Source organism: Halomonas sp. ISL-56 (assembly GCF_018612805.1).
Classification (GTDB): domain Bacteria; phylum Pseudomonadota; class Gammaproteobacteria; order Pseudomonadales; family Halomonadaceae; genus Vreelandella.
Genome location: NZ_JAGGRO010000029.1, coordinates 80,826 through 93,921 on the forward strand (window position 1 = coordinate 80,826; position 13,096 = coordinate 93,921).

14 protein-coding genes are annotated in these 13,096 nt (G+C 52.6%); 12 read left to right on the forward strand and 2 right to left on the reverse strand.

From position 1 onward, the window contains the following. Position 1 precedes the first annotated feature (1 nt). Together J7J49_RS21000 and J7J49_RS21005 are read right to left on the reverse strand one after the other, a co-directional pair. Positions 2-400: a thiol-disulfide oxidoreductase DCC family protein gene (locus J7J49_RS21000; RefSeq protein WP_215095418.1), complete on the reverse strand. Its 399-nt coding sequence runs from the start codon at positions 398-400 to the stop codon at positions 2-4. After that, on the reverse strand, positions 397-2,070 hold the full coding sequence (locus J7J49_RS21005; RefSeq protein ID WP_215095420.1) for a cryptochrome/photolyase family protein: 1,674 nt from the start codon (positions 2,068-2,070) through the stop codon (positions 397-399). Before J7J49_RS21005 ends, J7J49_RS21000 begins: the two co-directional genes overlap by 4 nt. 130 nt (positions 2,071-2,200) lie before the next feature. Between J7J49_RS21005 and hemH the strand changes: the two genes are divergently transcribed. From hemH to J7J49_RS21065, 12 genes are all read left to right on the forward strand, one after another. Further along, positions 2,201-3,280 carry a ferrochelatase gene (gene hemH, locus J7J49_RS21010; protein WP_064234694.1) on the forward strand — a complete coding sequence of 360 codons (1,080 nt, stop codon included), beginning with the start codon at positions 2,201-2,203 and terminating at the stop codon, positions 3,278-3,280. 228 nt (positions 3,281-3,508) lie between these two features. Beyond that, positions 3,509-5,860 (forward strand): putative monovalent cation/H+ antiporter subunit A, encoded by a 2,352-nt coding sequence (locus J7J49_RS21015; RefSeq protein WP_215095455.1) that lies wholly within the window; start codon positions 3,509-3,511, stop codon positions 5,858-5,860. Continuing rightward, entirely contained in the window at positions 5,853-6,284 is a 432-nt protein-coding gene (locus J7J49_RS21020; RefSeq protein ID WP_007113326.1) for a Na+/H+ antiporter subunit B, read from the forward strand. Before J7J49_RS21015 ends, J7J49_RS21020 begins: the two co-directional genes overlap by 8 nt. 18 nt (positions 6,285-6,302) lie before the next feature. Further along, positions 6,303-6,650: a Na+/H+ antiporter subunit C gene (locus J7J49_RS21025; protein WP_007113325.1), complete on the forward strand. Its 348-nt coding sequence runs from the start codon at positions 6,303-6,305 to the stop codon at positions 6,648-6,650. Further along, on the forward strand, positions 6,647-8,248 hold the full coding sequence (locus tag J7J49_RS21030; protein ID WP_215095422.1) for a Na+/H+ antiporter subunit D: 1,602 nt from the start codon (positions 6,647-6,649) through the stop codon (positions 8,246-8,248). The genes J7J49_RS21025 and J7J49_RS21030 overlap by 4 nt, the downstream gene beginning before the upstream one ends. Beyond that, a complete protein-coding gene (locus J7J49_RS21035; protein WP_064234692.1) occupies positions 8,245-8,718 on the forward strand; it encodes a Na+/H+ antiporter subunit E in 474 nt (157 codons plus the stop codon). Before J7J49_RS21030 ends, J7J49_RS21035 begins: the two co-directional genes overlap by 4 nt. Beyond that, a complete protein-coding gene (locus tag J7J49_RS21040) occupies positions 8,718-8,987 on the forward strand; it encodes an MrpF/PhaF family protein (RefSeq protein ID WP_008958995.1) in 270 nt (89 codons plus the stop codon). Before J7J49_RS21035 ends, J7J49_RS21040 begins: the two co-directional genes overlap by 1 nt. Further along, positions 8,980-9,384, forward strand: a complete 405-nt coding sequence (gene mnhG / locus J7J49_RS21045; RefSeq protein WP_064234691.1) for a monovalent cation/H(+) antiporter subunit G — start codon at positions 8,980-8,982, stop codon at positions 9,382-9,384. The genes J7J49_RS21040 and mnhG overlap by 8 nt, the downstream gene beginning before the upstream one ends. 221 nt (positions 9,385-9,605) lie before the next feature. Further along, a complete protein-coding gene (locus tag J7J49_RS21050) occupies positions 9,606-9,746 on the forward strand; it encodes a DUF2256 domain-containing protein (protein ID WP_082906662.1) in 141 nt (46 codons plus the stop codon). 80 nt (positions 9,747-9,826) lie between these two features. Next, positions 9,827-11,284, forward strand: a complete 1,458-nt coding sequence (locus tag J7J49_RS21055) for a DASH family cryptochrome (protein ID WP_064234690.1) — start codon at positions 9,827-9,829, stop codon at positions 11,282-11,284. Next, the gene (locus J7J49_RS21060) at positions 11,281-11,727 is read left to right on the forward strand and encodes a DUF3429 domain-containing protein (protein ID WP_215095424.1); all 447 of its coding nucleotides are present in this window, start codon (positions 11,281-11,283) and stop codon (positions 11,725-11,727) included. The genes J7J49_RS21055 and J7J49_RS21060 overlap by 4 nt, the downstream gene beginning before the upstream one ends. 68 nt (positions 11,728-11,795) lie before the next feature. Further along, positions 11,796-13,067: a lytic murein transglycosylase gene (locus J7J49_RS21065; protein WP_215095426.1), complete on the forward strand. Its 1,272-nt coding sequence runs from the start codon at positions 11,796-11,798 to the stop codon at positions 13,065-13,067. Positions 13,068-13,096 lie beyond the last annotated feature (29 nt).

Genomic DNA, 13,096 nt, shown 5'->3' on the forward strand with positions numbered 1-13,096 from the left:
CTTAACGTTTAGCTTGCCGCTTCTCCCACCACTGCCCAAGCCGAATTCGGCGACGGGCAAAAAATCGGTAACCGGCATTCATTATGCCGCTTACTCCCGGTAAGCAAGAAAACCTCACCAGCCGCCGATAACCCAACACGGCATAGAGGGCACGGCTGGCATCCATACCGATATACCACTCTCCTTGGCTGTCGAGAAGGTGCAGTTGGCCCATCATGGCGTTAAATTCTTTTCCATACTCATGGGCGTTAAAGTCCTGATCCTGAATATCTACCAGCTCTATCTGTTCCCGATGGCGATGTTTTTCCAGCCAGGCTACTTCCTGCTGGCAAAAGGGGCAGTGGCCGTCGTGAAAGAGCGTGACCGGCGGTAACGCGTCTAGCGGTGTGAAGCGGCTCATTGTGACTCCTTCTTAGTAGTGTTCGTGTTGGTACTGTCCGAACTGGTACTGTCCGTACTGGTGCTGTTCGTATCGCTATCGGTCGTATCGGCATCGCTTGGGGCAGTGGCATAGCCCGCGGTATGACAGACTTGCCCGTAGCTTGGTGACACGTCCAGTTGAGCCAAGAAGCTTTCTGCCTGTTGGCGCATTGCTTCGCGCTTGTCATCGGACATTCGGCTAAGCGAGCCGTAAATCAGCTTCATGCGCGGATTCTTGTTCAATTGTTCGGCGTTAGTTTCAAGAAAGTGCCAGTAAAGGCTGTTGAAAGGGCAGGCCTTTGGCCCTGTGACCTGCTTAGGCGAATAGCGACAGTGCTGGCAGTGATCTGACATCTTGTCGATATATTTCCCCGATGCACAGTAAGGTTTGGAGCCCATTAGGCCGCCATCCGCATGGAGTACCATGCCGAGTGTATTGGGTAACTCCACCCATTCGCTGGCATCCGCGTAAACCGCCAGGTACCAGTCGCATAGCGCCTCGGGCTTAACCCCACACAGCAGGGCAAAATTGCCCGTGACCATCAGTCGTTGAATATGGTGGGCGTAGCTGTTATCGATGGTCATCTGTATGGCGCGCTGCAGGCAGCGCATATCGGTATTGGCATCCCAGTAAAACGCTGGCAAATCGCGCTCAAAACCGAGCTGATTGGCGCTTTTGTAGCTGGGCATCTGTGTCCAGTAGAGCCCGCGCACATACTCGCGCCAGCCAAGAATTTGGCGGATAAAGCCTTCGGCGGCGTTGATCGGCACATCGCCGTCGTAGTAGCGCTGCTCGGCTGCTGCGCAGACTTCATGGGGCGTCAGCAAGCCGATGTTCATCGCCGCAGATAGTCGCGAGTGGTATAGATAGGGCGCCGAATCGCTGATCGCATCTTGATAGCGGCCAAAGTCAGCCAGCCCATGCTCAATGAAGTGATTTAAATCCACCAGCGCTTGTTGGCGAGTGACTGGCAGGTTGAAATTTTCCACAGAGCCCATGTGGTCATCAAAATGGCGTTTCGCATCGGCTAAAGCGTCTTTTGTCAGCGTGTCAAAGCGGTGTTGTGGCAGCACAGGAAATTCAAGCGCTGCCTTGATAGGCTCGCGATTATCATGGTCAAAATTCCATTTGCCGCCAGCTGGCTCGTCGCCTTCCATCAAAAGCCCGGTACGTTTGCGCTGCTCGCGGTAAAAGTATTCTAGACGCAGCTGCTTGCGGCCTTTGGCCCAGTTGGCGAAATCCTCTGGCGTGGTAAAGAAGCGCTCATCTTCAAGTAGCCGCCATGGAATTGTTGCGTCTTTGCGCTGCCGCATTGCCTCCCACAGCCGCCATTCTCCCGGTCGGGCAACGCGTATCTCATCGCAGCCATACTGTTGGGCGATGCGTTCAGCTTCGTCAATGAGAGAGTGACAGTTATCTGCGTCGTCCAGAGCGCTGTAATGCACTTGAAAGCCTTTATCACGTAGCGCATGGGCAAAGTGACGCATGGCGGCCAAAAAGAGGCCGATTTTGTGTATGTGGTGGGGCACATAACGCGCTTCTTCAGCAACTTCGCAAAGGGCAACCACGGCATTAGCGGGGGCATCATGCAGCGTTGTTAGTGAAAAAGAGAGCTGGTCGCCAAGAACCAAAAGCAAAGGCTTGGACATGAATTGCCTCAGGGTTATACAAATGATGCTGATAGTATAACTTTATGCCGCCAGTTTGCCGAAAAGTGATAGGATTTAATTAATTGATAGATTTACTGAGCACCATCGTTTTTTTTCAGGAGCATGACTAATGACCGAGAATGTCGTTAAGGATCAACCGGGCGAGGGCCGCTTGGCCCATGCACCCAACAATCATCCGCCTGTGCCGCGTGCTAAAGTGGGCGTGGTGTTAGCGAACTTGGGAACCCCGGATGCCACTGACTATTGGTCAATGCGTCGTTACCTGAATGAATTTCTGTCTGATAAGCGCGTGGTCGACTATGCCGGTTGGAAATGGCAGCCGTTGCTACAGCTGATTATTTTGACCAAGCGGCCATTCTCATCGGGTAAAGCGTACCGAAGTATCTGGAACAACGAAAAAAACGAAAGCCCGCTGCTGACAACCACGCGCGCTCAGACTGAAAAAATGACCGCTCGGTTAAAAGCGCTTTACGGTGATGACGTCGAAGTCGATTTCTGCATGCGCTACGGCAATCCATCAACCGAAAGCGTACTGACGCGATTAAAAGAGAAGGGCTGTGAGCGTATTGTATTTTTTCCGCTCTATCCTCAGTACGGCTCGCCAACAACGGCAACGGCGAACGATCAGGCGTTTCGCACCCTGATGAAGATGAAGTGGCAGCCTTATATTCGCACGGTGCCTGCTTATTTTGACCATCCCGCTTATATTCAGGCGCTGGCTAATTCGGTAGAGGAGGTCTACAACGGCTTGCCTACGCGTCCTACAAAGTTGGTGGCCAGCTATCACGGTGTGCCTGAACGCTACTTGATGGAAGGCGATCCTTATCACTGTCAGTGCCAGAAAACCACACGCCTGCTGCGTGAGAAACTTGGTTTCAGCAAAGAAGAAGTGGATACCGCTTTTCAATCACAGTTTGGCCCTGAAAAATGGGTGGGACCGCAAACCGTTAAGCATGTGGCGGAACTCGCTGAGCAGGGGCATAAACACATTGCCATTATGTCGCCTGCCTTCTCTTCCGACTGTGTCGAAACCCTGGAGGAGATCGAAGAGGAGATCCGCGATAGCTTTATGGAAGCGGGTGGTGAAACGTTCAGCTATATACCTTGCCTGAATGATCGAGATGACCATATCGATGCCTTGCTCGCCGTTATCAATAATGAATTAGCCGGATGGCTATCGGTTCCCTAACGTACTATTGACTGTAAATACTTACTCACAATAGCCGCAGTGCGTATCAATACGCCTGCGGCTATTTGCGTTTAAGGGTTTGACTGGTCAGCCTAAACTGTCTGTTATAAGGTGTACAACTTTAGAATCACTATTATTCAACGCTGGCCTGCCAGTGATAAGGCACGATGCCTGGGCTTTAGCCGCTGTCTGATGGTGAGCCTTTCGTTATTCAGGAGGTTTCGCTTGATTCAATTCGCCGTTTTAATGGGGTTCGTGCTGGCGGCGTTGTCGCCTATGTTGAACGGCTGGTTCGGCCAGCGCACCAGCTTGGTTCTGGCGGTTTTTCCTGCTGGGCTGGCGGCGTGGTTGGCACTCCAAGCCCCTGAGGTCATTGAGAACGGCAGCCTGCTTTTAGAATGGCAGTGGGTGCCTTCTCTGGGGATAAGTCTTACCTTTCTGCTGGACGGTTTGTCGCTGCTGTTTGGGCTGCTGATTACCGTTATGGGTGCCTGCGTGCTGGTGTATGCCGGAGGCTACCTTAAAGACCATCCTGATGTTGGTCGATTTCATATCGCCTTAGTTGCTTTCATGGTCTCGATGCTGGGGTTGGTATTAGCAGACGGGCTGTTTACGCTGTTTATTTTCTGGGAACTTACCAGTATTACCTCCTATTTGCTGATTGGTTTTAACCACGCTGACATTAATGCGCGTAAATCAGCGCGGCAGGGCTTATTCGTCACTGTGGCGGGCGGATTAGCGTTAATGGCTGGGTTGGTGCTGTTAGGGATTGCCAGCGGTAGCTGGTCGCTGGCGGAGATTCTTGGACAGGAAGCCGACCTGCGTGAACATGCGCTCTACACGCCTATGCTGATCTGTTTGTTGCTGGGCGCCTTCACTAAATCGGCTCAGTTTCCGTTTCACTTCTGGTTACCCAACGCTATGGCGGCGCCAACGCCGGTTTCGGCCTACCTGCACTCTGCCACCATGGTGAAAGCGGGTATTTATCTGCTGGCGCGCTTACACCCAGAACTGGGTGGCACGGCGATGTGGGTCGGCGTTCTTTCCGTGGTCGGTGCGACCACGATGCTGGTTGGGGCGTTTTTAGCGATTCACCACACCAATATCAAAAAGCTGCTGGCCTACTCGACCATTATGGCGCTGGGCACGCTGACGATGCTACTAGGCATCGGCACCGAGTACGCGATGACCGCCTTTGTGACGTTTCTGCTGGCACACTCTCTCTATAAAGGCGCGCTGTTTATGGTCGCCGGTATTCTCGATCACGAAACCGGCACCAAAGATGTCACTCAGATGGGCGGACTGCGCTCGCTGATGCCAGTAACCGCCATAATTGCTCTGGTTGCAGCGCTGTCGTTTGCCGGTGTACCGCCGCTACTTGGCTTTATCGGTAAGGAGTTAATGCTTGAATCAGTGCTAGGCGCTGATAGCTTCCGAACGCTACTGGTGCTGTTTGCTTTCCTTGCCTCTATCTTGACCATCGGCGTTGCCTTTATCGTGGCGTTACGCCCTTTTTACGGTAAGCGTCATCACACCCCACTTGAGCCTCATGAAGCGCCGTTTAGCATGCTAATAGGGCCTGCGCTGCTCGCATTAGGGTCGTTACTGCTGGGCCTAATGCCTGCTGTGCTGGGCGCCGATGCGTTACTAACGGCAACCGCCACGGCTATATCCGGTCAAACGATAGAGGTGGCGCTGTCGCTTTGGTATGGCATCAACGTCGCGTTGATCATGTCGATCATTAGCCTTGGCCTAGGCTTTTTGCTGTTTAAGCGCTGGGACAGCGTGCGTGGCAAGCTTGCAGTATTGGCTCCGGTGATGCGCCATGGTCCCGAGGCGGGCTATGAAAGCATGATGAATGGCATTGTGCACTTCTCAGAGTGGCAAACACGACTACTGCAAAATGGTTATATGCGTAACTATATCCTGGTGATGTTGATCACGCTCATCGCGCTTATCGGTAATTCAATTCTGCTGCGCCACTCACCTCAGTTCGCCTTTGATCTGGATGTGCGCTTTCATGAAGTGGTGGTGGCAGGGAGTATGGTGATGGGAGCACTTTTCGCGACTATTTCTCGGTCTCGGCTGGGAGCCGTGGTGTCGGTTGGGATAATGGGGTTTTCTATCGCGCTGATTTTTATTCTGTTTAGTGCGCCGGACTTGGCAATTACCCAGCTGCTGGTAGAAACCTTAACCGTCATTTTGCTGGTGCTCGTGCTGTTCCGTCTGCCGCGCTTTTCAAACCTTTCCACCAGCCTCGAGCGCATACGCGATGGCGTGGTGGCTACGATGATGGGTATCTTGATATGCCTGCTGATTATGACCTCATGGAGCATACAACAGTTTGAACCCATTTCGACCTATATGATTGAGAACAGCGCACCGTTGGCTTATGGCCGCAATATCGTCAACGTCATTTTGGTCGATTACCGTGCCTTGGATACGCTAGGCGAGATGTTCGTGTTAGCCCTCGCCGCGATCGGTGTTATCGCCATGTTAAAGCTGCGTCATGGAGAAAACAGCGACGCAAAAACCGCCGATAGCAGCAAAGTGGCTGCCAAGGAGCCTTACGATGGTTAAGTCGGGCACGATTATTCTTAATACCGCCGCGCGCTTTTTAATGCCGCTACAACTGTTGTTTTCTGTTTTTCTGCTGTTAAGGGGGCACGACGAGCCGGGTGGTGGGTTCATTGCCGGGCTGGTAGCAGCGGGGGCGTTTACGCTCTATCTATTTGCCTTTGGGGTAAGCGCCACCAAAGAAGTGCTGCGCATGGTCGATCCTCGCGATTTGATCGGTGTTGGGTTATTGCTGGGAATGATCTCGGTGGTGCCAGCTTGGTTTATGGGTCAACCCTTTTTGACTGCTCAGTGGTGGACTATCCCAGTGATCGACTTTAAGGCTTCCACGCCGTTAATTTTCGATATAGGCGTTTATTTTGCCGTGTTGGGTTCGGTCACCGGTATGGTGATGACGCTGATGGAGGTTGACAAGGATGAACCTTGAGTTAATAGGAGGCACCGCATGGAACCATTGATGGCAGTAGCGATTGGCCTGCTGTATGCGACGGCTATTTTTATGATGCTGCGGCGCTCTATCGTCAAATTGGTGATTGGCTTGATGCTGCTCTCTAATGCCGCCAATTTATTGATTTTTACCACGGCGGGCATGACCCGTGGAGCACCTCCGCTTATCCCTGAAGGGATGATGCAGCCGCCCAGCGGCGTGGCCGACCCCTTGCCGCAAGCGGTGGTGCTGACGGCGATTGTGATTGCTTTTGGGGTGCTTGCCTTTGCAGTGGTACTGATTCGACGTGCCTACGAAGTGGTTAAGGCCGATGATCTCGATAAGATGAAGGATACTGATACGTGAGGCCTGAAGTAGCTCTTCCCGTCCTCTTGCCCTTGTTATCAGGGGCAATTTCTTTGCTGTTTTGGCGTTCACGCCCCATGCAACGCTTTGTAGCCGTAGCAGGCAATATTGCCCTGCTGATGGTTAGTCTGTGGTTATTTGTAGCGACGCTGTCGGATGGCTACGTCACGATGCAGATGGGTAGCTGGCCAGCTCCTTTTGGCATTACCTTAATTGCTGACTTGTTGAGCGCGGTGATGGTGTTGATGACCGCGATTATCGGCTTGGCGATGGGCATTTACTCGCTGGCCACCACTGGCCGCGGTCACGAAAAATTTGGCTACTACCCGTTAATGCACTTGCTGCTCGCCGGGGTGATGGGCGCCTTTTTGACCGGCGATATCTTTAACCTCTATGTATGGTTTGAGGTAATGCTGGTGGCCTCTTTTGCGCTGCTAATTCTGGGTGGTGAGCGCGCGCAGATGGAAGGGGCGATTAAGTACGTCACCTTGAACCTGTTGGCATCGGTCATTTTCCTGACCGCCGTGGGGCTGCTTTATGGCATGGTGGGTACACTCAACATGGCCGACATTGCGCTGCGTATGGATGCAGCTGAGCACACTGGCATGGTCGAAGTATTGGCGGTCATGTTTATGGTGGCCTTTGGGATTAAAGCGGCCGCTTTTCCACTGTTTTTCTGGTTGCCAGCCTCTTACCACACGCCGCCGGTCGCCGTTTCAGCACTGTTTGCCGGACTGCTCACCAAGGTGGGCGTTTATGCGATGTTCCGTGTCTTCACGCTGATGTTCGATCAAACCATGGGCTATCTCCAGGACATTATGCTCTGGGGTGCTGCATTCACTATGGTAACGGGGGTGCTTGGCGCTGCGGCTCAATATGAATTTAGGCGGATATTGTCGTTTCATATCGTCAGCCAGATCGGCTACATGATTCTAGGCTTAGCGTTGTATACCCCTCTAGCAATCGCCGGCGGCGTGTTTGCCATCGTGCATAATATGGTGGTGAAGACCAATCTCTTCTTGATCAGTGGTATTACTCATCGATTGCAGGGAACCTACCAGCTTAAAAAAATGGGCGGGCTGTACCGAGAGCGACCTTGGCTTGCCGTGGCGTTCTTCCTTTCTGCCTTCTCGCTAGCGGGGATACCGCCGCTATCGGGCTTTTTTGCCAAATTTGTGATTGTGCGCGCCGGTCTAGAGGTGGAGGCCTATGTCGTTATCGGTATCGCGTTGGCAGTGGGGTTAATGACGCTCTACTCTATGGTAAAAATTTGGAATGAGGTGTTTTGGAAGTCTCTCCCGGAAGATAATCACGTGCCTGAAACGACCACGCCTACTGGCGATGACGGGCGGTTGTTAAAGCCCAGCCTGTGGATGATGTATTTGCCAGTCATGGTGTTGGCGTTATTTTCACTGCTCATTGGTGTGCTTGCAGAGCCGATCATGTGGGTGATGATGGGTATTGGTGATCAGTTGTTCGAACCCTCAGGGTATATTGAAGCGGTGCTAGGGGCGGCAGCCAGTGCCGACGATGTGTTGTTGGAATCATCATCGGGCGTCACCGCATCAGAGGCTAATGCCGAGGAGGATACGCCATGACCGGTGCTATTTGGAATCTACTGCTAGGGCTCGCATGGGTATTGTTAAGCGGTGATTTTACCGGTTTAAATCTTCTTGTCGGGTTAATATTTGGCTATATCACCCTGGTATTGATTGAGCCTCAACTCGACTCATTGAAGGGCTACCCGGCGCGTGTGCCACGCTTCATCGGCTTTATTGGCTTTTTTCTAAAAGAATTAGTACAAGCCAACTTGCGCGTCGCTTTCGATATTGTCACTCCCCCTTGGCATATGAAACCTGGGGTCATTGCAATGCCGCTTTCCGCACGCTCCGAAATGGAAATTACCATGGTGGCCAATCTGATTTCATTGACCCCAGGAACGCTGAGCCTAGATGTGTCGGATGACCGTAAGGTATTGTATATCCACGCAATGTTTTTAGACAACGAGGAGGAGCTACGGCGCAACTTAAAAGAGATGGAGCACCGTGCTTTGGAGCTGTTTCGATAATGGATACCGTTATTTTAATAAGCCAAGTCATTATGAGCTTGGCGCTTATTCTTACGTTTGTACGTGTGGTGCGCGGCCCGAGCCTACCTGATCGCGTTGTGGCGTTAGAGCTTTTTTCTACCACCGTGGTGGGATTAGTCGGTGTTTATGCCATCAAGTCAGACGTGGCTAGCTTTTTGGATGCCGCCATTGTGATTGCATTGATGGGATTCTTAGCAGCCATTGCGTTCGCGCGCTTTTTGGAAAGGGGAGGCCCAAGGGATGATTGATTTCATAAAGGGCGCGTTAATCATCGGTGGAGCGCTGTTTATACTGCTTGCCTCAGTTGGGTTGCTGCGGTTGCCAGATTTGTTAACGCGCATGCACGCCACCACCAAGGCTGCGGCGTTAGGCGTCATCTTAATTATGTTGGCGGCAGCTATGCACTTTGCTGAAGTGGGTGTAGTGGCACGCTCTTTTGCTATCATCGTGTTTATCCTGATGACTGCCCCGGTGGCGGCTCACGTGATTGGACGAGCCGGGTACTTTGTTGGCTCCAAGCTGTGGAGCGGTACTGTAAAGGATGAGTTACGCCCTAACTACGATCCTTTAACCCATGAGTTGAAAAGTGGCTTGGAAACCCATGAAAACGCCAAACGCCAGCCCCGCGAGACTGATCCAGACTAGGCTTGATTAGAGCAGGCCGCATCGTTCGCTAATGAATCACCGCTACTGAGCCACCTTCGGGTGGCTTTTTTACGTTTGGGGTGGCAGGTGTTCAAGCGTTGCTCGTTATTTCAGTCGGATTAAAATGTGTACAATAAAATAATGTACAATAATTGTACTGTATAAGATAATACGTCCATGTTTTTCACCCTACTACGTAAAAAGTGTGATTAGACGTGAGCATGCGACGCAAACAACATCTGCCGCAAAAAAACTGTGTTCAATGCCAGCGACCGTTTACTTGGCGGAAGAAATGGGCGCGCTGTTGGAATCAAGTGCGCTACTGCAGTGAGCGGTGTCGTCGTAGTGCTAAGCAGCCATAGTGCTTTGCTTCTAAGTACCAGTATCCAAAGTACCAGCATCCAAAGTACCGGGCACCAAAGCACCTCTAGGAGGCACAAGCATGAACAGCACGATTGATATTGTCTGGCTGCAAGACGACCTGCGTATTGCTGATAATCCTCTTTTAAACTTTGCTTCCCTTCCTAGTTATTTGTTGTGTCTCTACGTGTTAGATGAGCAATGGTTCTCGCCGCTGATCGAGGGGGAATCAACACCGCGTATCGGACATGCGCGGTTGCGTTTTTTATGGCAAAGCTTAATAGAGTTACGTGGTGAGCTTTTGAAGCGTGGCAGTGACTTGCTAGTACGTATAGGTAAGCCAAGTGATGTGGTGATTGAGCTGGCATCAACGCTTAACGCCAGGCAGGTGCGTGTGGCCGACCATGCTGGCACCGAAGAAATCGCGCATATTCGTGCTGTTAAGAAAGGTTTGCCCCGTCACACGGCATTTGATTGTATAGAGAGCGGGCGTCTGATTGATCGACAGTCATTGCCTTTTGAACGCGAAGCGCTGCCGGGCAGTTTTTCTGCCTTTAGGCGTAGCGTAGAGAGTGAATGCACCTTTCCTGCCAGCCGTTGCGCGCCCGTGACGCTGCCTCCCTGGCCTGAAGCAGCCAGAGGGTTTCCACCGCTAAAAGCTGTCTGCGAAGAGAGTGCCGTCTGGCAGCCCGACCCTCGCCAAGGTTATGCCTACAAGGGGGGCGAGTCGGCAGCACACGGGCGTCTAAAGGATTACCTTTGGCGCCAGCAAGGCGGTGAAACGTACAAGAAAACCCGCAACGGGTTGCTGGGGGCTAATTTCTCAACCCGTGTGTCACCCTGGCTAGCGCGTGGCTGCCTGTCGGCTCGCCAAGTCAATGATGCGGTAAAGGCCTGGGAAGCAGAAAACGGCAGTAATGAATCGAGCTACTGGATTACCTTCGAGTTACTCTGGCGCGAGTATTTTATCCGCGCTGCCCAATTGGAAGGTGAGAAAATGTTTGGCGCCCGCCAGACAGACAAGCCATGTGCCGCTTTCAATGCTTGGCGTAATGGCACCACGGGGCTGCCGTTTGTGGATGCCGCGATGCTGGAACTTCGTCACACTGGCTGGCTATCCAATCGTGCCCGGCAAAACGTGGCCAGCTTTTTGGTTAAAGACTTAAAGGTTGATTGGCGCTTGGGGGCGCTATGGTTTGAGCACTGCCTGATTGATTATGATGTGGCCAGTAACTGGGGTAACTGGCGCTATATTGCCGGAGTGGGGCGGGATCCACGCCAAGACCGCTACTTTAATGTACTCAAGCAGGCGGGCCATTACGATCCTCAGGGGCTCTATGTTGCTCATTGGTTGAAGCCGCTTGAAAAGCTACCCTACGGTTTAGCGCGCCAACAGCCATGGCGGGCAGACCCCTCTGCGTTTGAAGCTCCCTACGTTGTGCCCGAGCAGTGGGAGCGGTGGTTGATTCCTTGCTTAGAACATCAAGCAAGTGATGAAGCGAGTCGTCATGAACTTGCTGTAAGGGCTAAGGCGCTATGACGTTGTGGAGTAGCGAGCGCCACCTCGCGTGGTGTCTGGGACTCGCTGGTCTTGTTCCATTCATCACTGGTGGCGTGCTGGTATGGTCAGCGCCCTTGGTATGGCAGGCAACTGTCATTGATGGATTTGTTTACTATAGCGCTGTAATCCTCTCTTTCTTGGGTGGTGTGCACTGGGGCAGTGCATTGCAGGTGGCGAGGCCAGGTAATCGTTGGCGTTTACTGTTAGCTATGTTGCCCAGCTTAATCGCATGGCCTGCACTGCTGCTTAACGTTGTAGCGGGACTTTGGGTGCTACTGGCCGGATTTATTCTGATTGGCAGCTACGATTGTAGTCGTGTTGGTCGGAAGGGTTTCCCTACTTGGTACTTTACACTTCGTGGCTTGCTTAGTGTGGTAGTGGTGCTATTACACTTGGTCGTTTTACTACGCCTGAGAGGGTAGGGCTAGTATCCGTTGCTTTTCTGGGCCATTATCAGAACAATGCCATGGATTGCCGAGAGATTGATGCTATGTCTTTGAAAGTAAATGGGTCAGCCAAGGGGCGCCCTGCTCTGTATGCGACATTTCTATTTTTTGTGGGTGCACTGGCACTGAGCAGTGGCCGGGCGCAAGCGAGCCCTCAGCTGATGTCAGAAGTCGACACTCAGGCTGCTTCAGAAGTTAGCTACGCTAATTTCCAACAGTGGCTGCGAGATTTTCGCCAATATGCTGCTGGCCAAGGGATCAGCGAAGCGACACTCAGTAGTGCCCTGGATGGCGTTCGTTACCGTGAGCGTGTGATTGAACTCGACGGCTACCAACCTGAGTTCGTTCGCCCTATTTGGGAGTATCTTGATACCGCCGTTTCATCCACACGTATTAATAACGGGCAGGAAAAGCTAGCTCAACACCGCGATACGGCTCAGCAAATGCAGCAGCGTTATGGGGTGCCCGTCGAAATTCTTGTCGCCATTTGGGGCATCGAGAGTAATTACGGCAGCAATTTTGGTGATTTTTCAACCTTGGAGTCTCTTGCCACACTGGCTTACGATGGACGGCGCCGAGACTTTGCCCGGGGCGAGCTGCTCGCGGCGTTGCGCATTATTGACCAAGGTGATATCGCCGCTGAGCAGATGAAAGGTTCCTGGGCTGGGGCCATGGGCCATACCCAGTTTATTCCCAGTAGCTTTGAAGCCTATGCGGTCGATGGTGATGGTGATGGCCGGCGTGATATTTGGGAAAGTATCCCCGATGTTATGGCATCAACAGCCAACTACCTTGATCGGGCTGGATGGCAAGCCGGCCAGCCCTGGGGGGTTGAGGTACGCCTCCCCCAAGGCTTTGACTATGCCCAGACAGAGCGACGCAGCAGCGCGGAGTGGCGCAGTCAGGGTGTGCAGGCACTGCAAGGCGAATTGCCAAACTTTGATAGCGCAGCCATTGTGATACCCGCGGGTGCTAACGGCCCGGCCTTTTTGGTAGGTGCCAATTTTCGGGCGATTTTACGCTATAACAATGCCACCAGCTATGCGCTGGCCGTGGCAACCTTAGGTGATGCCATTGCCGGACGTAATGGCATTCAGCACAGCTGGCCGCGTGATCAAGCGTCGCTCACCCGTGACGATGTGCAAGAGCTGCAGCGCGCGTTAAACCGTGTGGGCTACTCAGTAGGCGGCGCGGACGGCGTCATGGGGCCCAATACGCGCCAAGGTTTGCGGAACTTTCAGCGTGATCAAGGGTTAATACCGGATGGGTTTGCGACCCAGGAGCTGCTAGAACAGCTTCGTCAGCGTTCGCAGTAAGCCATATTGACAGGGTGCTTTTACTTTCC

Coding starts and splice junctions, on each gene's coding strand:
- J7J49_RS21000 (WP_215095418.1), bottom strand. CDS start 400: ATGAGCCGCTTCACACCGCTAGACGCGTTACCGCCGGTCACGCTCTTT.
- J7J49_RS21005 (WP_215095420.1), bottom strand. CDS start 2,070: ATGTCCAAGCCTTTGCTTTTGGTTCTTGGCGACCAGCTCTCTTTTTCA.
- hemH (WP_064234694.1), top strand. CDS start 2,201: ATGACCGAGAATGTCGTTAAGGATCAACCGGGCGAGGGCCGCTTGGCC.
- J7J49_RS21020 (WP_007113326.1), top strand. CDS start 5,853: ATGGTTAAGTCGGGCACGATTATTCTTAATACCGCCGCGCGCTTTTTA.
- J7J49_RS21025 (WP_007113325.1), top strand. CDS start 6,303: ATGGAACCATTGATGGCAGTAGCGATTGGCCTGCTGTATGCGACGGCT.
- J7J49_RS21035 (WP_064234692.1), top strand. CDS start 8,245: ATGACCGGTGCTATTTGGAATCTACTGCTAGGGCTCGCATGGGTATTG.
- J7J49_RS21040 (WP_008958995.1), top strand. CDS start 8,718: ATGGATACCGTTATTTTAATAAGCCAAGTCATTATGAGCTTGGCGCTT.
- mnhG (WP_064234691.1), top strand. CDS start 8,980: ATGATTGATTTCATAAAGGGCGCGTTAATCATCGGTGGAGCGCTGTTT.
- J7J49_RS21050 (WP_082906662.1), top strand. CDS start 9,606: ATGCGACGCAAACAACATCTGCCGCAAAAAAACTGTGTTCAATGCCAG.
- J7J49_RS21055 (WP_064234690.1), top strand. CDS start 9,827: ATGAACAGCACGATTGATATTGTCTGGCTGCAAGACGACCTGCGTATT.
- J7J49_RS21060 (WP_215095424.1), top strand. CDS start 11,281: ATGACGTTGTGGAGTAGCGAGCGCCACCTCGCGTGGTGTCTGGGACTC.
- J7J49_RS21065 (WP_215095426.1), top strand. CDS start 11,796: ATGTCTTTGAAAGTAAATGGGTCAGCCAAGGGGCGCCCTGCTCTGTAT.